Annotated in this window: 17 protein-coding genes; 10 read left to right on the top strand and 7 right to left on the bottom strand. The window is 70.4% G+C overall.

Annotated elements, in window-relative coordinates; genetic code table 11:
• Window positions 1-110 precede the first annotated feature (110 nt).
• Genes DQ384_RS01755 through DQ384_RS01745 form a run of 3 tightly spaced genes read left to right on the top strand, consistent with a single transcriptional unit; the run spans window position 111 to window position 4,392 of the window.
• Entirely contained in the window at window positions 111-1,241 is a 1,131-nt protein-coding gene (locus DQ384_RS01755; RefSeq protein ID WP_245966179.1) for a C39 family peptidase, read from the top strand.
• Window positions 1,238-3,109, top strand: a complete 1,872-nt coding sequence (locus DQ384_RS01750; RefSeq protein ID WP_245966178.1) for a dipeptidyl-peptidase 5 — start codon at window positions 1,238-1,240, stop codon at window positions 3,107-3,109. The genes DQ384_RS01755 and DQ384_RS01750 overlap by 4 nt, the downstream gene beginning before the upstream one ends.
• The gene (locus DQ384_RS01745) at window positions 3,106-4,392 is read left to right on the top strand and encodes a M20/M25/M40 family metallo-hydrolase (protein ID WP_114026852.1); all 1,287 of its coding nucleotides are present in this window, start codon (window positions 3,106-3,108) and stop codon (window positions 4,390-4,392) included. Before DQ384_RS01750 ends, DQ384_RS01745 begins: the two co-directional genes overlap by 4 nt.
• 63 nt (window positions 4,393-4,455) lie before the next feature.
• Here the strand turns inward: DQ384_RS01745 and DQ384_RS01740 are convergent, their stop codons facing one another.
• Both DQ384_RS01740 and DQ384_RS01735 read right to left on the bottom strand, forming a co-directional pair.
• Window positions 4,456-5,025 (bottom strand): fasciclin domain-containing protein, encoded by a 570-nt coding sequence (locus DQ384_RS01740; RefSeq protein ID WP_114026851.1) that lies wholly within the window; start codon window positions 5,023-5,025, stop codon window positions 4,456-4,458.
• Between the two features lie 154 nt (window positions 5,026-5,179).
• The gene (locus DQ384_RS01735) at window positions 5,180-5,917 is read right to left on the bottom strand and encodes a DUF899 domain-containing protein (RefSeq protein ID WP_114026850.1); all 738 of its coding nucleotides are present in this window, start codon (window positions 5,915-5,917) and stop codon (window positions 5,180-5,182) included.
• 433 nt (window positions 5,918-6,350) lie between these two features.
• Between DQ384_RS01735 and DQ384_RS01730 the strand changes: the two genes are divergently transcribed.
• Entirely contained in the window at window positions 6,351-7,967 is a 1,617-nt protein-coding gene (locus DQ384_RS01730) for a hypothetical protein (RefSeq protein ID WP_114026849.1), read from the top strand.
• Window positions 7,968-8,055: 88 nt separating this feature from the next.
• Here DQ384_RS01730 and DQ384_RS01725 read toward each other — a convergent pair whose 3' ends face one another.
• Window positions 8,056-8,778 carry a fasciclin domain-containing protein gene (locus tag DQ384_RS01725; protein ID WP_181870967.1) on the bottom strand — a complete coding sequence of 241 codons (723 nt, stop codon included), beginning with the start codon at window positions 8,776-8,778 and terminating at the stop codon, window positions 8,056-8,058.
• A gap of 465 nt (window positions 8,779-9,243) precedes the next feature.
• On the opposite strand from DQ384_RS01725, the gene DQ384_RS01720 reads away from it, so the two are divergent.
• Together DQ384_RS01720 and DQ384_RS01715 are read left to right on the top strand one after the other, a co-directional pair.
• Window positions 9,244-9,801: a DUF4166 domain-containing protein gene (locus DQ384_RS01720; protein WP_181870966.1), complete on the top strand. Its 558-nt coding sequence runs from the start codon at window positions 9,244-9,246 to the stop codon at window positions 9,799-9,801.
• A gap of 204 nt (window positions 9,802-10,005) precedes the next feature.
• Window positions 10,006-10,560: a hypothetical protein gene (locus DQ384_RS01715; protein WP_147268598.1), complete on the top strand. Its 555-nt coding sequence runs from the start codon at window positions 10,006-10,008 to the stop codon at window positions 10,558-10,560.
• A 220-nt stretch (window positions 10,561-10,780) separates the two neighbouring features.
• Here DQ384_RS01715 and DQ384_RS01710 read toward each other — a convergent pair whose 3' ends face one another.
• Entirely contained in the window at window positions 10,781-12,562 is a 1,782-nt protein-coding gene (locus DQ384_RS01710) for a helix-turn-helix domain-containing protein (protein ID WP_114026845.1), read from the bottom strand.
• A gap of 306 nt (window positions 12,563-12,868) precedes the next feature.
• Between DQ384_RS01710 and DQ384_RS01705 the strand changes: the two genes are divergently transcribed.
• Window positions 12,869-14,332, top strand: coding sequence for an acyltransferase family protein (locus tag DQ384_RS01705; protein ID WP_114026844.1), 1,464 nt, complete (start codon window positions 12,869-12,871; stop codon window positions 14,330-14,332).
• A 118-nt stretch (window positions 14,333-14,450) separates the two neighbouring features.
• On the opposite strand, the gene DQ384_RS01700 is transcribed toward DQ384_RS01705, so the two are convergent.
• A complete protein-coding gene (locus DQ384_RS01700) occupies window positions 14,451-15,368 on the bottom strand; it encodes a class I SAM-dependent methyltransferase (RefSeq protein WP_114026843.1) in 918 nt (305 codons plus the stop codon).
• 47 nt (window positions 15,369-15,415) lie between these two features.
• On the opposite strand from DQ384_RS01700, the gene DQ384_RS01695 reads away from it, so the two are divergent.
• Window positions 15,416-15,985 carry a helix-turn-helix domain-containing protein gene (locus DQ384_RS01695; RefSeq protein ID WP_114026842.1) on the top strand — a complete coding sequence of 190 codons (570 nt, stop codon included), beginning with the start codon at window positions 15,416-15,418 and terminating at the stop codon, window positions 15,983-15,985.
• A gap of 52 nt (window positions 15,986-16,037) precedes the next feature.
• Here the strand turns inward: DQ384_RS01695 and DQ384_RS01690 are convergent, their stop codons facing one another.
• The gene (locus DQ384_RS01690) at window positions 16,038-16,385 is read right to left on the bottom strand and encodes a DUF397 domain-containing protein (protein ID WP_114027039.1); all 348 of its coding nucleotides are present in this window, start codon (window positions 16,383-16,385) and stop codon (window positions 16,038-16,040) included.
• Complete coding sequence (locus DQ384_RS01685) at window positions 16,382-17,281, bottom strand: helix-turn-helix domain-containing protein (protein ID WP_114026841.1); 900 nt, start codon at window positions 17,279-17,281, stop codon at window positions 16,382-16,384. Before DQ384_RS01685 ends, DQ384_RS01690 begins: the two co-directional genes overlap by 4 nt.
• Here DQ384_RS01685 and istA point away from each other — a divergent pair.
• Window positions 17,240-18,463, top strand: coding sequence for an IS21 family transposase (gene istA / locus DQ384_RS01680; RefSeq protein WP_114026840.1), 1,224 nt, complete (start codon window positions 17,240-17,242; stop codon window positions 18,461-18,463). The genes DQ384_RS01685 and istA overlap by 42 nt on opposite strands.
• Entirely contained in the window at window positions 18,463-19,269 is an 807-nt protein-coding gene (gene istB, locus DQ384_RS01675) for an IS21-like element helper ATPase IstB (RefSeq protein WP_114026839.1), read from the top strand. Before istA ends, istB begins: the two co-directional genes overlap by 1 nt.
• The last annotated feature ends 244 nt before the right edge of the window (window positions 19,270-19,513 follow it).

Raw genomic sequence — 19,513 nt, 5'->3', positions numbered from 1 at the left:
TACCGGCAGGTCCACGCGGGCGCGGCGGCCCCGCCCGGCCGCGGGGGCGGGCCGGACGATACGTAAACCATCCGATGTGCCGGGTGAACCCCGAAACCACAATCGGCAAGGTGGTCACCCCATCGCCCGCCGGACTCAGCCGTGTCGCCCTCCACCGATGGACCGCAGTGATCCCCTCGGAGAGCGGCGTGACCGGCTACCTCGACCCGTTCGGCGGCGACACCACCGCCTGGCCGTACACGCGATGGACCTCCGAGGAGCACGAGATCGGCTTCCCGGCCACCGAGCTGGTGCCCTCCTGGACGGCGGCGGCGCCCAAGGGCTCGTGGCTGCGCGTGGAGCTGCGGGCGCGCACGGTGACCGGCGGGCTGACCAAGTGGTACGACATGGGCCGCTGGGCCGAGGGCGGGGACGACATCCACCGCACCTCGCTGCCCGGCCAGGGCGACGAGGACGGCGACGTCGCGGTCGACACCTTCGTCGCTGCCCGTCCCGTGCGGTCCTACCGGCTGCGGATCACCCTGTACGGGGCGGGCGCGCGGGTGCGCGCGGCCGGGGTGATGGCCTCGGCGCCGCCCGCGCGGGCCGGGGTGCCGGTCAGCGCGCCCGGGGAGGCCCGCGGCGCCGAGCTGGACGTGCCGCCGCGCTCGCAGTGGCTGCACGCCGGCCACTACCCCGAGTGGGGCGGCGGCGGGGACTCCTGGTGCAGCCCCGCCTCGGTGGCGATGGTGCTCCAGTACTGGGGCGCGGGGCCGGCCCCGGAGGAGCTGGCCTTCGTGGACCCCGCCGACCCGTGCCCGGCCGTGGACCACGCGGCCCGCGACATGTACGACCACAGCTACCAGGGGACGGGGAACTGGCCGTTCGCGGTGGCGTACGCCGGTCGGTACGGGATGGACGGGTTCGTCACCCGGCTGCGCTCGCTGGCCGAGCTGGAACGCTTCATCCGCGCCGGCGTCCCGGTGATCACCTCGCAGTCGTTCAAGGAACGCGAGCTCCCCGGGGCGGGGTACTCCACGGGCGGCCACCTCATGGTGGTGACCGGCTTCACCCCCGAGGGCGACGTGATCGCCAACGATCCGGCGGCGCCCTCCGACGACACGGTCAAGAGAACCTATCCGCGGGCCGCATTCGAGCACGTCTGGTTACGCGCGGCCGGCAGCGGGGGAATCGTCCATGTCATCCACCCGTTCGATGTCCCGCTTCCGTTTCCGCTCCCATCCTCAGAGGGCACCTGGTGATCGAGTCTCCCATCACTGCAGCCGACGTCGCACGCGTGGACGACCGCCCGTCCTGGGCCGACATCGTGCCCGCCCCGGGCGGTGAGGAGGTCTGGTGGGACGAGCCGCGCCCGGCCGAGGGCGGGCGGCGGTGCGTGGTGCGGCGCACCCCGGACGGCCGGGTGGGCGACGTGCTGCCGCCGGGCTGGAACGCGCGCAACCGGGTGATCGAGTACGGCGGCCGCTCCTGGCGGGCGCTGCCCGGCGGCGGGCTGGTGTTCACGAACTGGGACGACCAGCGGCTGTACCGCCTCGACCCCGGCGGCGAGCCCGTGCCGCTCACCCCGGAGGGGCCGTCGCGGTACGCGGACCTGATCGTCCACGGCGACGAGGTGTGGTGCGTCCGGGAGACCGAGGACCGGCGCGACCTGGTGGCGGTGCCGCTCGGCGGCGGCCCGGTCCGGGTGGTCGCGACGGCGCAGCACTTCCTGTTCAACCCCCGCGTGTCCCCCGGCGGGCGGCAGATCGCCTGGATCGGCTACGACCACCCCAACATGCCCTGGGACGGCACCTTCCTGTGCGTGGCCCCCCTGCGCGACGACGGTACCGCCGGGACGTACCGCGTCGTCGCGGGCGGGCACGAGGAGGCCGTGGCGCAGTTCGAGTGGCGCGACGACGACGCGCTCTACGCGGTCACCGACCCGACCGGCTGGTGGAACATCCACCTGGTCCCGCTGGACGGCGGCGAGCCCCGCAACCTCACCCCCATGCCGCAGGAGTTCGGCGACGCGGCCTGGAAGCTCGGCTACCGCTGGTTCACCCTCGCCGGGGACAAGATCGTCGCCACGTACGGCACGGCCGACGGCAAGCGGCTCGGGGTGCTCGACCCGCAGACCGGGGAGATGACCGACGTCGCCGAGGAGTACACCTACTGGGCGCCCACCATCTCGGCCTCGCCGGACGGCGCGCGCGTGGTCGGCGTGGCGGCGACCCCGTACAAGCCGTTCGAGGTCGTCCGGGTGGACCTGGAGAGCGGGGCGTGCGAGGTGCTGTCCCCCGCCAAGGAGCTTCCCGACCCCGAGGTGCTGCCCGCGCCGCTGCCCATGGTGTTCGACGGCGTGCACGCGCACGTCTACCCTCCCCGGGGCGCGCGGGACGGCGTCCCGTCCCCGTACGTGATGTTCGTGCACGGCGGGCCGACCGGCGTCAGCCCGCTGGTGTTCGACCTGGAGATCGCCTACTTCACCAGCAGGGGCATCGGCGTCGCCGAGGTGAACTACGGCGGCTCGACCGGGTACGGCCGGGAGTACCGTGAGCGCCTGCGGCACAACTGGGGCGTCGTGGACGTGCGCGACAGCGAGACCGTCGCCCGGGGGCTGATCGGGGCCGGGCTCGCCGATCCCGGGCGCGTCGCCATCCGCGGGGGCAGCGCGGGCGGCTGGACGTCGGTCGCCGCGCTCGTGCACAGCGACGTCTTCCGCGGCTGCGTCGCCCACTACGCGATCACCGACCCGGAAGGCTGGGCCCGGGAGACGCACGACTTCGAGTCCCGGTACCTGGACGGCCTGATCGGCCCGCTGCCCGAGACCCGGCAGCGCTACCTGGACCGCTCGCCCACCCTGCACGCCGCCCAGGCGTCCGGACCCGCGCTTATGATGCATGGCCTGGAAGACGCCATCGTCGACCCCGGCCAGGCCGAACGATTCGTCGCCGCGCTTCAGGAGCACGGCGGCCGGTGGGCGTACCTGACGTTTCCGGGGGAACAGCACGGCTGGAGACGAGAGGAAACCATCGTCGCGGCGCTTGAGGCCGAGCTCGCGTTCTACGGGCTCATCTTCGGCTTCCCCACCCCCGAGGTGCCGCCGCTGACGCTGAAAGGACCAAAGTGACAGAGGTAGCGGGCATCTGCTCGGACCTGCTCAGGATCGACACGACCAACGACGGCACGCCGGACGGCTCGGGAGAGCGCGTGGCCGCCGAGTACGTCGCGGGGCTGCTCTCGGAGGCGGGCATCGAGCCCGTCGTCTTCGAGTCGGCGCCCCGCCGCACGAGCGTGGTGGCGCGGATCCCGGGGGACGACCCCGAGGCGCTGCTCATCCACGGCCACCTGGACGTGGTCCCCGCCGACCCGTCCGAGTGGAGGCTGCACCCCTTCTCGGGTGAGATCGACGGCGGGTGCGTCAACGGGCGCGGCGCGGTGGACATGAAAGGCACGCTGTCCATGACGCTGACGCTGGTGCGCGAATGGGCCCGCACCGGGCGAAAACCCCGGCGCGACATCGTCCTGGCGTTCCTCGCCGACGAGGAGGCCACCGGCGAGTACGGCGCGGGCTACGCCGTGACCCGCCACCGCGACCTGTTCGAGGGCTGCACCGAGGCCATCAGCGAGTCGGGCGGCTTCAGCGTCCAGGTCGGCTCCGGCGACGCCCGCGTCTACCCCGTGGCGGTGGGCGAGCGGGGCACGGCGTGGATGAAGGTGACGGCGCACGGCGTGGCCGGGCACGGGTCCAAGCCGCCGGTGGACAACCCGGTCGCCGAGCTGTGCCGGGCCCTGGCGCGGCTGGCCGACCACCGCTGGCCCGTGCGGCTGACGCCCGCCGTGGCCTCGCTCATCGACAACCTCGGCCGGGCGCTCGGGACGACGATCGACCTGGACCGGCTGGACGAGGAGGTCGAGCGACTCGGCAGGGCGGGCACGCTGTTCAAGGGCGTGATCCGCAACTCGGCCAACCCGACCATGCTGGACGCCGGGTACAAGGTCAACGTCATCCCCGGCACGGCCGAGGGCCACGTGGACGGGCGGTTCCTGCCCGGCTTCCGGGACGAGTTCCTGGAGACGGTCGACAAGCTGCTCGGACCGAAGATCACCCGCGAGTTCGTCAGCTTCGGGGACGGCGTGGCCTCCCCCACCTCGGGGCTGTTCGACGAGCTGTGCGCGGCCCTGGTCGCCGAGGATCCGGCGGGCCGCCCGGTTCCGTACGTCATGACCGGGGGCACCGACGCCAAGTCCTTCGCCACGCTGGGCATCCGGGGGTACGGCTTCGCGCCGCTGCTGCTGGACCCCTCGCTGGACTACTTCGGGATGTTCCACGGCGTGGACGAGCGCGTCCCGGTCGCCGGCCTGGAGTTCGGCGTCCGCGTCCTGGACCGGCTGCTGACCGCGCCGGCCTGACGCCGCTCGCTCTGCGGGGGTAGGCATAGTGGCACACCTACCCCCCTCGGGGTCACCCGCCCGCTACCCGCGCGGCTTGAGCACCGAGTCGATGATGTAGAGCGTCGCGTTCCGCGTCTGGATGTTGCCGCAGACGACCTTGGCGTCGCCCACCTTGTAGGTGTCGTCGGAGACGCTCGTGGTGACCCTGCTGCCCTCAAGGGTGGTGAAGCCGCCGTTCTTGAAGTCGGCGGGCGACTTGCGTCCCTCGACGATGTGGTGGCCGAGCAGCCTGGCCAGGGCCCGCTTGTCGGCGGCGATCTTGTCGAACTGGTCCTTGGGGATCTTGGCGAAGGCGTCGTTCGTCGGCGCGAACACCGTGATGTCCTTGGCCGAGTTCGCGGCGTCCTCCAGCCCGGCCTTCTTCACGGCGGAGACCAGGGTGGACAACTGCGGGATGTGCGAGGCGGCGGTGACCAGCGGCTCGTTCGCGATCTCGGAGAGGCTGCCGGGGCCGGACTTCGGCAGCGCCCCGCAGCCGGACCCCACCGGCGACGGTGACGGCGACGGGGCCGCGTGCGCGGCGGCGCCGTAGGTGAGAGCCGTGAACGACAGGGCGGCCACTACCGGAAGGACGGAAAGACGGGTTCGCATGCCGGTCCCCTTTGCGTCGGCGACCCTCTCAATTATCGCCGAGCCCGCGTCCCCGGTCCCCATGCCAGGGAAGACATGCGACAAACGTCCCCCATCGCCGCCTGCCCGGACGGCATGCGCGGGCAGGCGGGGGGAGATTCGCCCAAAATCAGCGTCAGTGGCAGTGCTCGGCCGGGGCGCCGGCCTCGTAGGTGTCGTGGTGCGGGAACTCGTTGACGTACCGCTGCCGGCCGAGCGGCGTCAGGTCCAGGTAGTTGTAGGTCGTCAGCAGCAGGTCCGGCCCGCGCCCGTACGTCGAGTACGTGTGGAAGACGCGGTTGCCGTCGCGCAGGAAGACGCTCAGCCCGTGCGCGTCCTGGCCCTTGCCGACGAAGAAGCCGATGCCCTTGGCCTCCAGCGTCGCCTTGTCCATGTAGTTGTACTGGGACGGTGCGACGATGTCCTCGTCCGCGGTGACGTGGAAGTCGTAGTTGAAGTCGTTGTCGCGGGAGGAGTAGAACGGCAGCGTCCACCCCATGCGCTGCCGGAACCGCTCGATGCTGGCGATCGGGGCGCGCGAGACCAGCGCCAGCGTGGTGTCGGCGCTGTTCAGGTGCCGGACGTCACCCACGTTGTCGACCAGGAACGAGCAGCTCGTGCAGCCCACGTCGCTGTCGTGCATCCACATGAAGTGGTAGGTCATGAGCTGGCGGCGGCCCTCGAAAAGGTCGATGAGGCGGGCCTTGCCGTCCGGGCCCTCGAAGACGTAGTCCTTGTCGACCTCGACCATGGGCAGCGCGCGCCGCTGGGCGGCGACCGCGTCACGGGCGCGGGTCGCCTCCTTCTCCTTCGCCAGCAGCTCCTTACGAGCGGTCAGCCACTCGTCGCGTGACACGATCGGCGGTGTTTCCACCGGCCCTCCTAGTGATCCGAAGCGAACGGCCCCCGGCGTCATACCGACGTACGCCATGCTCGTCCACCTGTGCGCGTGGTGCCAAACGACCCCAGAAATCGCGCGGGGCGCTCTGGGGTTGACGAATACGCGGCCGGTGCGCTATCTGGCCCACGCGGTTGTCAATCGCTTTATCCGCCCCGGCGGAAATGGTTCCCGGCCCCGTCATCCGGCACACGCCTATACCGCGACGGAATCGTTCGCGCGGATTCCCAACCCGCCTGGTAGCGTCGAGATCATCGGCGGACGAACGGGGTTGCTTCGCTGATTGTCGGAGACCGGCTTCGTGACACGTCGAAGGCCGGGACCTCCGGATTCGACCACAGCGATCGACCATTGGGGATGGTTCGTGAAGCCGCACGTTCGGCGCCTTCGAGGCGCGCGCCTGATTTCGTTGTTCACCGCACTGGCCGTCACGGCGGCCCTAATCGCGACGCCGGGCACGGCCCAGGCGGCGACCCCCACCGGCGGCGAGAAGACCGCGTGGACGTACGTGTCGTCCAAGAATCCCAGAACGTCGTACTGGAACAGTTCGGAGGACGCGCCGGTCGGGAAGGGGCCGCGGGGCGCGGGGCGCTACCGGTCCTTCTTCCGCATGGACACCTCCAAGGTGGCCGGCAAGCATATCCTGGCGGGCTTTTTCCAGACCTATCTGAACAGCGGCCCCTGTGACACGGGTGTCGAGCTGTGGGTCACCGGTGAGATCACCCCCGAGACGACCTGGCGGCACCAGCCGAAATGGCTGGGCAAAATCGACGGCGCCATCACCTCCGACCAGTACGGCGGCTGTTTCATCGCCTGGCGGACGACGGACCTGGTCACCGAGGCCGCCGCACGAGGAGACCGGTACCTCACCTTCGGCCTGCGTTCCGCCGACGAGAGACATCCGGGCGAACTCCGCGTGTTCGAGAGCGACATGACGAACCACCCGTACTTCGGGCGCCTTCGCGTCCCATGGCTGCAGATGGACTACAACACGGCCCCCGACGTGCCGTCCGAGCCGAATGCCTGGAACGCCTCCGGACCCGATGAGTGCTACGGCGATCTCGGAGCCCCCGTCGGCGACGGTGGATACGTCAGGACGACGACCCCCGGGTTCAGCGCCAGACTTACCGACGACGACAATGGCTGGCAGCAGATTCGCGGGCGATTCCAGTGGGCGGCGACGCCTGGCGGGGACACCCTCGGCGAAGCCGTCACCGCTTTCACCTACCTCGGCGACGCCCCGCGCGTCTGCGTCCCGGCCGGGCAGCTCACCGACGGAAACACCTACGTCTGGCGCGTACGGGCCGAGGACCAGTACCAGCCGGCGGGTGATATCGACCTCCTCACCGACATAGGCGAGTGGAGCCCGTGGCAGACTTTCACGGTCGACACCACCCCTCCGGGACAACCGACGGTATCCTCGGCCGTCTACCCGCAGAACGCGACCGGCGCCCCGATCGGAACACCCGGCGAGTTCACACTCACTCCCGGTGACCCCTCCGACGTCGTCCGCTACGAATACCGTTTCTCCTTGGGGTCTGTTTACGGCTCCGTCCCGGCGGGGGCCGACGGGACGGCCACCGTGACGTTCACCCCGACCATCCCCGTGCCGATGACGCTGACGGTCACCGCCTTCGACCGCGGAGGCAACCGGAGCCCGAACACGGTCTACAGATTCAGGCCGTCCAGCTACCCCGCACCCGCCGTCTCCTCGACGGCCTACCCCCCGGGCCTGCCCGCCGGCGGCGTCGGCGTGCCTGGGGAGTTCACCTTCGCCCCCAACGGCGCCAAGGACATCGCCGGCTACCGGTACCGACTGAACTCCGGGAGCGTGGTGACAGTGCCGACCGGCCAGGACGGCACGGCGACGGCCACCGTGACACCGGACACGGCCGACACGAACACCCTGACCGTGCAAAGCGTGGACGCCCGAGGCATTGCGAGCCCCTCCCGCGCCTACATCTTCGTGGTCGCCGACACGCCGCCTTCCACACCCCCGGCCTCGCCCCCACCCTCACAACCCTGAGGGCCCGGCCATCGCCGCGGCGGGGCGTTCAACCCGAACGCCCCGCCGAGGTGCGGCAAGCGCGCCCGGATGACGTTCGACGAGAGGGTCAGCCCTTGGGCGTGAGGACCGAGTCGACGAGGTAGAGGTTGGCGTTGCGGGTCTGGATGTCCCCGCACAGGACCTTGGCGCCGTCGACCTTGATCTTGTCGCCTGAGCCCTTGGTGGTGAGCTTGCCGCCCTCCAGCGTGGTGAAATCACCCTTCTTGAGGTCCGCCGGGGTCTTGCGCCCCTGCACGACGTGATAGGTGAGGATCTTGGTGAGGGCGGCCTTGTCCTTCTGGAGCTTGCCGAGCTTCCTCTTGCCGAGCTTGTCGAACGCCTCGTTGGTGGGCGCGAACACGGTGATGTCCTTGGCCGAGTTCAGCTTGCCGGTCAGCCCGGCGGCCTCGATCGCCGAGTAGAACGTCGACAGGTCCGGCTCGTGCGCGGCCGCCGTGTCGACCCGGAGCCTCCCGAGGTCGGCGAGACTCCCCCGCCCCGACGAGGGCAGCGACTTACACGCCGGCCCCACCGGCGCGGCCGTCGTCCGTCGGACGGACGACAGCGGCGACGCCTGCACGGAGGCGGGCGTCACCGAGTCCCGCACGGACACCGGCGCGACGAAGCCGGTGGCGGGCACCGATGCGACCACCCCCCGCACGGACGCCGACGCGACCGAGCCCCGGACGGACCCGGGCGAGAGGTCCTGGACGGAGCCACGCGCCGCCGTGGTGACGGTCGCGAGCGACAGAGCCGCCACGACCGGAAGGGCGAGAAGACGAGTGCGCATATGCCTGTCCCCCTGTTCCATGCGTTCGCCGCGCCTGAGGGCGGCCGTCAGGCAGGGGCCGGCACACGGCCGACCGGCCGCAGGAAGATGCCGCCGAACGACCCGGCGGCGGCACGACGTCACGTCGCCGACCAGGCGGTGCCGGACACTCTCTCGCGAACAGAGCCCCGGCCCGCGGGCGACCCTTCAATTATCGCCGCACAGCCGCCCCCGCCCCCCCCATACGATGCACCGCAACCACCCAAACCTCCGCCATCACCACCCCCCTTCCCCTGGCCAAACCTTCGCCCGAGCATGGACACCCCCAAAAATCACCACGGACCACCTGGTGGACGGCGGGCTGCGCCGGAAGACGCCCGGGTAGGCGGACTCTCGACGGGTCGGGGTGGCAGGGGTAGGCGGCCGGATATCGGGGGAACGACCTCCGGCGGGGGTGTGGTGGCACGAGACGAGGCGTACGGGTGGATGTATCGGTTTCACCTGGGCGACGAGACGGTCGGCGGGACCGGCGTGCTCGCGGTACGGCGCGGGCCCGGCCTGCTCGGGAGGATCGCCTGCGCGCTGCTCCGCCTTCCCGCCACGTGTACGGCGGTGCCGGCGCGCGTGCGCGTCGTCCGGACCGCGGGGCCCGCCGACCGTCCCATCCGGGAGCGGTGGGTGCGGCACGTGGGCGCGCGCGAGCTGGTCACCGTGCAGACCAGGGCGGGGGAACGGGGCTGGGAGCGGCACGGCCCGCTGGAGATCCGCACCCGCACGATCGCCTCAGCCGGGACCGTCGAGGTGATCCAGGAGGATGCCGTGCTGCGGGCGGGACACCGGGAGGTCAGGCTGCCCGCCCCACTGGCCCCGCGGGTGGCCGCGTACGCCTGGATCGCCCCGGAAGACCGCCCCCGGCGCCCACCCAGATTCCACGTCAGGGTACAGGTCACCCTGCCGTTCATCGGCCGCCTGCTGGCCTACGAAGGCCACCTGACCGAAGAACCTCGGCCCCGCGTGGGCCAGCGCTCCGCTGTGCGGAGCTGAAAGCCGGACGTACCACCGAAACGCGGCCGGCGTCGCCATGGACCGGCCGCCTTCCCCGTCCCACTTTCCCGGATCATCGCAGGCTGTACGGGACGAGATTTCCCAGCGTCCCAGATGGCCGTTTCCCCCTTTGACGCTCGGTTTCCTGGTGAGACGCTGGCGCCGCTCGCCCGTCCCAGGCCACCCGCAACGAAGGGAAGCCCGATGAGAACAAGACGGATCCTGACGGTCCTGACACTGATGCTCGGCCTGTCGTCAGCGCTACCGGGAGTCGCGACCGCGGAACCCGGCGCCGATCCGGCCACCACCGCCACCGTGCCCCTGGGCGACAAGCCGCAGCCGCCGCAGGGCGGCAAGGACGCCCCGGCGGCCACCGACCCGCCCGTCACCGTCCTCGGCCAGTGTTTCCTGGGCTGTTCCGAGACATGGAACCGGTCGCAGACCAGCGTGCGGATCGGACGCAACTGGTGCTGGGGCGACAACACGCCCAAGGACGACAGCCTCATGTGGAACTGCACCTCCGACGGCGTCAGCCAAGAGTTCAAGTGGATCTTCGCGGGCGAGAACAGCCCGGCCAACCAGGACTGGGACACCTTCCGCGTCGACGGCGGCTGGTGCTACGCCGTGTCGATGTTCACCTTCCCAGGCCCGAGCCAGGGCGACCGCATCTACGATCGCCGTGGACTGAGCGGAATCTGGATAAAGGTGGCCAACAACCAGCGAGCCGTGGTGACACACCAGAGCACCTCGAGCTGCTGACCGGTTCTGCCGCCATGAACGGGTGACCGGCACGACCGGTGAGGTACACGGGGTCTACCTGGAACCGGTGCCGGATCCCCGAATCGGCACGCGTGAGGCTCTCACCGCGAGGCGCGGTCGATGGAACCGGGCGCTGACACGACCGGTCAAGCGGTACCGGCACGGCGTCGCCGTCCGCCGGTACCGCGCCGAGTCCCGCCGTCCGGTTGACCGGCGTCGGCTACGGGCGGTCCTCGATGAGGATGGGCTCCTCCGTCACTGTCACGGTGTCGCCGGGCCGCACGGCGGTGGCGCCGCCGTCGAGCCGACGCACCGTCTGGGCTTTCGGACCGGCGGTGGTGTCGGCCGTCCCGGTGATGGCCCACCGGATCACGGCGGTGCGCGCGCCGCCGGGTTCGGTGATGGTGAACTCGCACTGCCAGACGTTCTCCGGAAGGGAGATCGCCAGGCCGTGGCCGCACGACCGGCTCTTGGCGTGGGCGAGCCACCGTTCCAGCCGCTCCACCGCGAGCGCGGCACGGGTGGGCGCGCCTCCGTCGGCCTGCAGCACGATGGGGATCTTGGTTCCGCCCCAGTTGTAGAAGTACATGCGCTCCACGTTGTACTGCCGCGCGTACAGCCCGGTGAGGAAGAAGCGCACGGCGTAGTCGCGGGCCCTGGTGGCATCGAGCGGGCGCTCCAGCGGGATCGTGTAGGTGGTACCCGTGTTCCACACGGGCGGCTGGACGCCCGCCTCGTGCAGCACCCGATCGATGGTGGTCACCAGTTGGAGCACGCTTTCCGGCGGATCGGAGGCCGTGCGCTGGTACAGCTTGACGCTCGCGACATCGCAGTGCCCGTACCCTCCGAGCTCCGCGAACCGCCGCAGCACGCGTTGCCCCTCGGGCGTCCACAACTGCCCCATCCCGGGGCAGACCACCGTCGCCCTGGGGTCGGCCGCCCGGATGATCCCGCTCGCCCGCCGGGTCATCTCGACCAGCCTCTCGACGCTGCCGGCGTAGAACCGCCGATCGTTCGCGAGCACCCACAGCTCGTAGGCCTCGATGCGCCCGCGGTACCGCTTCACCAGAGCGCGCACGAAGGCGTCCCAGTCGGCCAGGTCGTCGGGCGGCGCGGCCCGGGATCCGTCGGGGTAGGGCGCCGCGGGGCCCGTGGGACTGGCCCACGCGGGCGTCCCTCCCAGCACGAACAGGACGGGCAGCCCGGCGCTCTCGCCCCCCGCGACGAGACGGTCGAGCACAGGCCAGTCGAACTCGCCTCGTGCCGGCTGGAGTTGCGCCCAGCGGGTCTCGCTGTCCCAGAGCCGCACCGCGCCGACCCGGAAGCCCGGCATGGTGCCGGTGGAGCTGTTCATGGTGACGCCGAACAGGGTGCGTGGCACGGGAGCGGGAAAGCTGCTCCAGGCGGGGCCGCTGATCCACTGGGCGGGCGGGCTCGGAGTCCAGGACGCCGCCGGGGTACCGGCCTTCAGGAGCGCGAGGCACAGCACCGTCAACACGCTCGCCATGACGGCCGGCCTCCGGCGTACCCACGCGTGCCCGGAAGGCGGGGACGCCACGTCGCGCCGCGCGGCATCGGGAGCGCTTTCCCGGTCGGCGTGCACCCGGTTCTCGTCCGGCCCCACGACCCCCTTCCCGAGGTCGTCGAACGCCGGCGCGTTCCCCAGACTCGCCGTGCTCACCGCACTCACCGCGCCGGCCACGCCCGGCACGCCCGGCATGTCCGCTGCGCCCGCCGTGTCCCTGCCGGTGGTCGCGCCCGTGGCCCCGGCCGCCACGGCCTGGGTCCAGCGCCGGTACAACTCGTCCACTTCCCCTTGGCCGGCGCCGCTCGCTCTCGCGATCCGCTCCAGCGGCCCGAAGGTGTCGGGAACGATTTCGCCGCGGCAGTAACGGTGCACCGTGGACCGGCTCATGCCCGTGCGACGGCTCAACGCCTCGTAGGTGCGGCCGCTACGCGCCTTGACCTCCAAAAGCAGCTCGGCCAGCCGCTCCCCGGACACCCCATCACCTCATCGCACGCGCCCAGAATGCCGGAAGTATCCCAGCGCAAGGTGAACAGCACAGGTCTCATAAAACGGCCAAACCTGGTCCAGTGTCGGCCGTGATCGTTCACGCCGGCCGGACCCGATCGAGACGCGCCGGCGTCGGACGACCGAGCCGGCCGCTGATGGCGGCCCGGCCGGGCCAAGTACGTGTACGCCCTGCCACTAGGTGGCAGACACCAGGTGCCATTGAGTATCCGCGCGGTTCAACCGCCCGGAGCTCTCTTGATAGGACGTTAAGGGAGCGGAAAGGAATGTCCGGCCATGGCGGAGGGCGACACCAGGGAACCCGGCGCGACCCCGGGTGCACGACGGACGGCGTGGCGGGCGCGCAGACCGGGCGGGTCACCGGTCGCGCGGATACGGCAGGCGGCGCAGCGGACGCCCGCGCGGCGGGACCGCTACGTCGACCTCGTCCGGGCGTTCGCCATCACGGCGGTCGTCACCGGCCACTGGCTCGTCGTCTCGATCACCCACGGCCCCGGAGGGTTCGCCGGGCGCACCGTGCTGGAGACCGTGCCCTGGACGCGCCCGCTGACGTGGGTCTTCCAGGTCATGCCCCTGTTCTTCCTGGTCGGCGGGTACGCCAACGCCGCGTCCCTCACCTCGCACCTGCGGCGCGGCGGCGTCGCCACCGCCTGGGTGCTCGGCAGGACCGCCCGCCTCGTCCGCCCGACCACCGTCCTGCTGTGCACGCTCGCGGCGGTCGCGCTGGCCGCGCGGCTCGCGGGCGTCGGCCCGTCCCTGATCGGCCTCGGGGTCTGGCTGGCGTTGATCCCGCTGTGGTTCCTGGTCGTCTACATCGCCGTGGTCGTGCTCGCCCCGGCCATGTACGCGCTGCACCGCCGCGCGGGTCTGGCCGTGCCGGTCGTCCTCGCGGCCCTGGTCGGCGCGGGTGATCTGACGCGGCTCGCGCTCGACGTCCCGTACGTGGGCCAGGCGAACTACCTGCTGGCATGGCTGGCCGTCCACCAGCTCGGCTTCGCCTGGCAGGACGGCCGCCTTCCCGCCAGACCTCTGGTCGCCGCGCCGATGGCGGTGCTCGGAGCGGGCGCCCTCGTGGCGCTGACGGTGGCCGGCCCCTACCCGGTCAGCATGGTCGGGTTCCCGGGAGAAGCGATACAGAACACCGCGCCGCCCACCCTGGCCCTGCTCGCCCTCGCGACCGCACAGACGGGCGTCGCGTTGTGCCTACGGGACCTGGGGAACCGGTGGCTGCGGCGGCCCGGCCCGTGGACGACGGTGGTCGCGGTCAACTCCGTGATCATGACGCTGTTCCTCTGGCACATGACCGCCCTCATCATCGGCGCCCTGGCCCTGTACGGGACGGGCGTGATGCCCCAGCCCGAGCCGGGGTCGCTCCCCTGGGTGCTGCTGCGGATCCCCTGGCTGCTGTGCCTGGCCGTGATCCTCGCGGCGCTGGTCGCGGTGTTCGGCCGCGCCGAGCGACGCGGGGAACCACTCGGCGCCTCACCGGGCGCGCGAGCGCCGGTGGCCGCCGCCTCGCCCGCCGCGCGAGCGCCGGTGGCCGCCGTGCTCACCGTCCTCGGCGCCGCCGCCGTCGTCGCCGCCCTCCTCGCCGTCGCCCTGGCCGGACCGGCCTATCACGGTCCGACCGGCCTGCCCCCGGCCGCGCTCGCCGTGTACCTGGCGGGCGCGTCCCTGCTGGCCCTGCTCCGCCGGCGGCACCGGGACCACCGGCCCGAGACGGCCGGTTCGCCCGCGTGAGTCCCGGGCGACCTGGAGACGGCCGGTGCGCCCGCGTGAGCCTGGACGAGGCAGGGAAGGCCGTCCACGTCAGGAGGTGCCCACGGGCGCCTCGTGGCGCCCAGACCGTAGGAGGTGCTCACGGCCTCCGGGCCGCCCAGACCGTCCTCGTGGTGCGGACGGTGAGGTCGTCGCGCCGCAGGAGGCTCGCGGGTCCGTCGCCGTCGAGGAGGACGTCGAGCGTGGCGAGGTCGTCGGCGCTCAGCACGCCGTCCAGGCCGGACCGCAGGCGCCGCAGGCTCGCCTGGGCGTAACGGCCGGTCGCCGGGGGAAGGGGCGGCGTCAACTCGATGGCGGAGGTCCGCTCGTCCTCGATGGCGAAGCCCGCCTTGGTCAGGCGCGAGCCCCAGTCGGAGCCGAAGTGCGGGTGCACGGCGATCCGCCGTTCGTCCAGGACGGCCTTGCAGCGCGCTTCGAGTCCGGGCCGGCCGATGCCGAGGTCGTCGGGGAGGAAACGCGGGAACGACTCCATCTCGGCCACGACCAGGAGCCCTCCGGGACGGAGCGTCGCGAAGACGTCGGCGAGGACGCGATCGGGATCGGCCATGTGGTGCAGGGACGAGGACGCCCAGACCAGGTCGACGGGGTCGAGGGCGGGCCACTCCGCGTCCAGGTCCGCCTGAACGGTACGAATCCGGTCGGCCAGGCCCAGCTCCCGGGCCCTTTCGGCGAGGTGGCGCAGCATGTCGGAGGAGACGTCCAGGGCGACCGCGTCTGCCCGCCCGAACCGCCGGAGCAGGGCGAACGTGCCGGTGCCGGTTCCGCTCCCCAGGTCGAGGATCCGGCGCGGGGGCGCGTCGGCGGTGAGCTCGCCGATCCAGGCGGTCACCTCGGACATGTACGCGTGCATGACCTCGGCGTCGAGGTCGAGGATCTCGGCCATGGCCGCCTCGCCGTTCCCGGCCGCGGCGTGGTGCCCGTGCTGATGCCCGTGCCCGTGCCCGTGCTCGCGGCCGTGCTCGTGCTGGTCGTCATGATCGTGGTGATGGCTTCGCATGCCTCAACGCTACGTGCACCTTGCGCCATTGACATAGCATCTTGCGTATGACGCAAGACGGTGATCTGGACGGTCTGGTCCGCATGCGCATCAGAGGGCTCCGTTTGGCCCGGGGCTGGTCGCTCGACGATCTGGCCGGGCGCTGCTACCTGAGTCCCTCCACCCTGAGCCGTATCGAGACGGGCCACCGGCGGATCAGCCTCGACCAGCTCACCACGCTCGCCCGCGCCCTCGGAACCACCCTCGACCAGTTGGTGGAGTCCGTCTCCGACGACGACGTGGTGATCAGGCCGCAGCGGGACGAGGCGCGTGGGATGATCGCCTGGGTGTTGAGCCGGGAGCCCGGTCTGACCGTGGCCAAGATGCGCGTCACGAGGCCCGAGCCTCGGCGCAGCGCCGATGAGATGAAGGTCCATCCCGGAAAGGACTGGTTCGTGGTCCTGTCGGGAACGATCGTCCTGCTGCTGGGAGAGCGGACCATCCTCGTCGAGGCCGGCCAGGCGGCGGAGTTCTCGACCATGATCCCCCACGCCTTCGGAGCTCGCGGCGGCCCCGCCGAGGTCCTGGCCATCCTCGACCACGACGGAGAGCGCATCCACCTCCGTCAACTTTCATGACGCCGGACCCGCCCCTCTCAGGGCCTGCGCCGAGACCTGATGGGTTCCAGCTTCATCGACGGCTGTCGAGCTGCCCGGCCCGTAAGCCAAGGCGGAACGCATCCCATGCGGCAGGAGGGACATAGAGCCAGGGCCCATCGGGGTTCTTACTGTCGCGCATCACGATGAACCGACCGGGCTCTGTCTTGTGGGGTGCCGTCGCTTGGTCCGACCCCATCACGGCTGCTTCGACACAGTTGCCTCCACTACCGCTGTAGCTGGACTTGTCCCAGCCAGCCATGACTTCGACGCACTCGTTTTCACCGCCGCTATGGCTGGACTTCCGCCATATCAACGCCACCTCGACACAGTTTCCTTCAGTGCCGCTGTGGCTGGACTTACGCCAGAGAGGAAGTGTCACGCCCACTTTTCCAACACCCTTCTGATCAGGTCGATCGATGACTTCTGGGACAGCGCCTCGGCTCGCACCGTATCGAAGGTATAGGCGAGCTTCGCTACATCATCAGGAACGTCGATGATCTGCCCACCGAGCACGTTCTCAATGTAACCAACCTCTGAAAGACCCGGGAGGGACAGCAAAGCAACGGGGCCGTTCACCCCTGGGTACGCACCCACGGTGGCCGGAACTACCTGAATAATGATTCGTGGCCGTGCGGCCATCTTGATCAGATGCTCCAACTGCTCTCGCATGACCGCCTTGCCACCAACTGGTCGCTGCAGTACAGCCTCATCGACGACCGCGAAGAACCCTGGCGAAGTCTTCCCCTGAAGTATCGTCTGCCGATCCAATCGCTCCGAAATCTTTGCTTCAACACGATCGTCGAAGTCCTCCAGCCCTGCCACCTGCATCAGCGCCTGGACATATCCGGGAGTTTGCAGCAGGCCGGGCACATTGAAGGGCTCAAAGTTCTTGATGGACGTCGCCACGCGTTCCGCCTCAAAGTACGAGCGAACAGCAGGGCGGTGAACAGCGCGGCGGACCAGAGGCCACAGGCGTCCGAAGTAGCCGTCCGTCTGGAGAGCCTGGTCACAGCCCTCGGCGAAGTCCTTCTTTGGGTTGCGTCTGATGTTCTCTACGGCGCTGACCTGCGCCGACGAGTAGTTGATCAGAGTGCCGAGTTGTTCCTGGGTCAGACCGGCTTCTTCTCGGAGGCGGCGTAGCTCTGCGGCGAAGAACGCGAGAGTGTCGACGACGTGTGAATGTTGACCCCCTGACGACGGCCGAAAACGGACCCCCTTCAGTAACTCTGGAGGGTGATCAAGGTGGAGGACTGGGCGGAGATCCGCCGGCTGCATCGTGCTGAGCGGATGCCGATCAAGGCGATCGCGCGGCGGATGGGCATCTCGAAGAACACCGTCAAGCGAGCGTTGGTAGCCGAGACGCCACCGAAGTACCAGCGGCCGGGCAAGGGATCGATCGTGGATGCGGTCGACCCGCAGATCCGGGCGTTGCTGGCCGAGTTTCCGGACATGCCGGCGACGGTGATCGCTGAGCGGATCGGTTGGAACCGGTCGCTTACGGTGCTCAAGGACCGGGTGCGGATGCTGCGGCCGGCGTTCAAGCCGGTCGATCCGGCGTCCAGGACGACCTATCAGGCGGGCGAGCTGGTCCAGTGCGATCTGTGGTTCCCGGCGGTGAAGGTGCCACTGGGTGTCGGGCAACAGGCGACCAGCCCGCCGGTTTTGGTGATGGTCAGCGGTTACTCCCGCTGGCTCATGGCCCGGATGCTGCCCTCACGCACCGCCGGGGACCTGTTCGCCGGGCACTGGGCGTTGCTGTCGGCGCTTGGCCGGGTGCCCAAGACGCTGGTGTGGGACAACGAATCGGCGGTCGGCCAGTGGAAGGCCGGACGGCCGCAGCTCACCAGTCAGGCCACCGCCTTCCGCGGAACACTCGGGGTGCGCATCCTGCAGTGCAAGCCCGGAGATCCTGAGGCCAAAGGACTGGTCGAGCGGGCCAACGGCTATTTGGAGACCTCGTTTCTGCCGGGACGGTCGTTCACCTCGCCGCAGGACTTCAACGCTCAGCTGGCCGACTGGCTGGGCCTGGCGAACCGGCGCCATCATCGGCGGATCGCCTGCCGGCCCATCGACCGGCTCACGGCCGACCTGGAGGCGATGCTGGCGTTGCCGCCGGTCGCTCCGATCGTCGGCTGGCGTAGTGCGACTCGGCTGGGACGCGACCACTATGTGCGCATCGCCTCGTGTGACTACTCGGTGCATCCCTCGGCGATCGGCCGGTTGGTGGAGGTGGTCGCCGACCTGGACCATGTCACCGTGACCTGCGGCGGGCAGCAGGTGGCCTGCCATCAGCGGTGCTGGGCGCCGCACCAGACCATCACCGACCCGGCCCACCAGCATGCCGCCGCGATGATGCGAGCCACTTGCGCCCAGCGCGCGCACCCGGCAGAGGCCGCCGTGGAACTGCGACGGCTGAGCGACTACGACGTGCTGTGCGATATCGAGGGGGTCGCGTGATGGTCGACACCACCACTATCAGCGGCGGCGGCCGTGCCATCGGCTCTGAACTGGCCTACCTGACCCGGGTGCTCAAAGCACCCTCCCTGGCCGCGGCCATCGACCGGCTGGCCGAGCGCGCCCGCACCCAGGGGTGGAGCCATGAGGAGTTCCTGGCCGCCTGCCTGCAACGCGAGGTCGCCGCCCGTGAATCCCACGGCGGCGAGGCCCGCATCCGAATGGCGCGTTTCCCCGCCCGCAAAGCCCTGGAGGACTTCGACTTCGACCACCAGCGCTCTCTCAAACGCGAGGTCATCGCCCACCTGGGCACCCTGGACTTCGTCACCGCACGCGAGAACGTGGTCTTCCTCGGCCCGCCCGGCACCGGCAAGACCCACCTGTCGGTCGGCCTGGGCATCCGCGCCTGCCAAGCCGGACACCGTGTCGCCTTCGCCACCGCCGCCGGCTGGGTCGCCCGCCTGGCCGACGCCCACGCCGCCGGCACCCTGCAAACCGAACTGACCAAGTTGTCACGCATCCCGGTGCTGATCGTGGACGAGGTCGGCTACATCCCCTTCGAACCCCAAGCCGCCAACCTGTTCTTCCAGCTCGTCTCCAGCCGCTACGAACGGGCCAGCCTGGTCGTCACCAGCAACAAACCCTTCGGACGCTGGGGCGAGGTGTTCGGCGACGACGTGGTCGCCGCCGCCATGATCGACCGACTCGTCCACCATGCCGAAGTCATCAGCATGAAGGGAGACAGCTACCGACTGAAGAACCGAGACCTGGGCCGTGTCCCAGCAGCAGACACCAGCAACGACCAGTAACAATAGACACGGAGGGGTCAGATTTCAGCCGCCGCTACGGGGTCAGGATTCAGCCGTCGTCGAGAGAGAGGGCTGCCGTTCGGGTCCGAGCTGTGAACCAACGTCATCTAGCCGTCCTCCGGTTCTCTACAGGTCTACAAAACCCTTCGGGGACACCTGAGTGTCTACGGAGGGCTTCAGGGTTGGTCGAAGCTCGACAAGAGCACCCGTCGTGACCGTTCCCTTACTTTCGGCAACCATCTTC

Source organism: Sphaerisporangium album (assembly GCF_003323745.1).
Classification (GTDB): domain Bacteria; phylum Actinomycetota; class Actinomycetes; order Streptosporangiales; family Streptosporangiaceae; genus Sphaerisporangium; species Sphaerisporangium album.
This window is presented reverse-complemented; position numbering and strand designations above follow the sequence as displayed.

What these genes read in the sequence shown, in the direction of transcription:
- DQ384_RS01740 (WP_114026851.1), bottom strand. Translation starts at nt 5,025, where the DNA reads ATGCGAACCCGTCTTTCCGTCCTTCCGGTAGTGGCCGCCCTGTCGTTC.
- DQ384_RS01725 (WP_181870967.1), bottom strand. Translation starts at nt 8,778, where the DNA reads ATGCGCACTCGTCTTCTCGCCCTTCCGGTCGTGGCGGCTCTGTCGCTC.
- DQ384_RS01720 (WP_181870966.1), top strand. Translation starts at nt 9,244, where the DNA reads ATGTATCGGTTTCACCTGGGCGACGAGACGGTCGGCGGGACCGGCGTG.
- DQ384_RS01715 (WP_147268598.1), top strand. Translation starts at nt 10,006, where the DNA reads ATGAGAACAAGACGGATCCTGACGGTCCTGACACTGATGCTCGGCCTG.
- DQ384_RS01705 (WP_114026844.1), top strand. Translation starts at nt 12,869, where the DNA reads ATGGCGGAGGGCGACACCAGGGAACCCGGCGCGACCCCGGGTGCACGA.
- DQ384_RS01700 (WP_114026843.1), bottom strand. Translation starts at nt 15,368, where the DNA reads ATGCGAAGCCATCACCACGATCATGACGACCAGCACGAGCACGGCCGC.
- DQ384_RS01695 (WP_114026842.1), top strand. Translation starts at nt 15,416, where the DNA reads ATGACGCAAGACGGTGATCTGGACGGTCTGGTCCGCATGCGCATCAGA.
- DQ384_RS01685 (WP_114026841.1), bottom strand. Translation starts at nt 17,281, where the DNA reads ATGCAGCCGGCGGATCTCCGCCCAGTCCTCCACCTTGATCACCCTCCA.
- istB (WP_114026839.1), top strand. Translation starts at nt 18,463, where the DNA reads ATGGTCGACACCACCACTATCAGCGGCGGCGGCCGTGCCATCGGCTCT.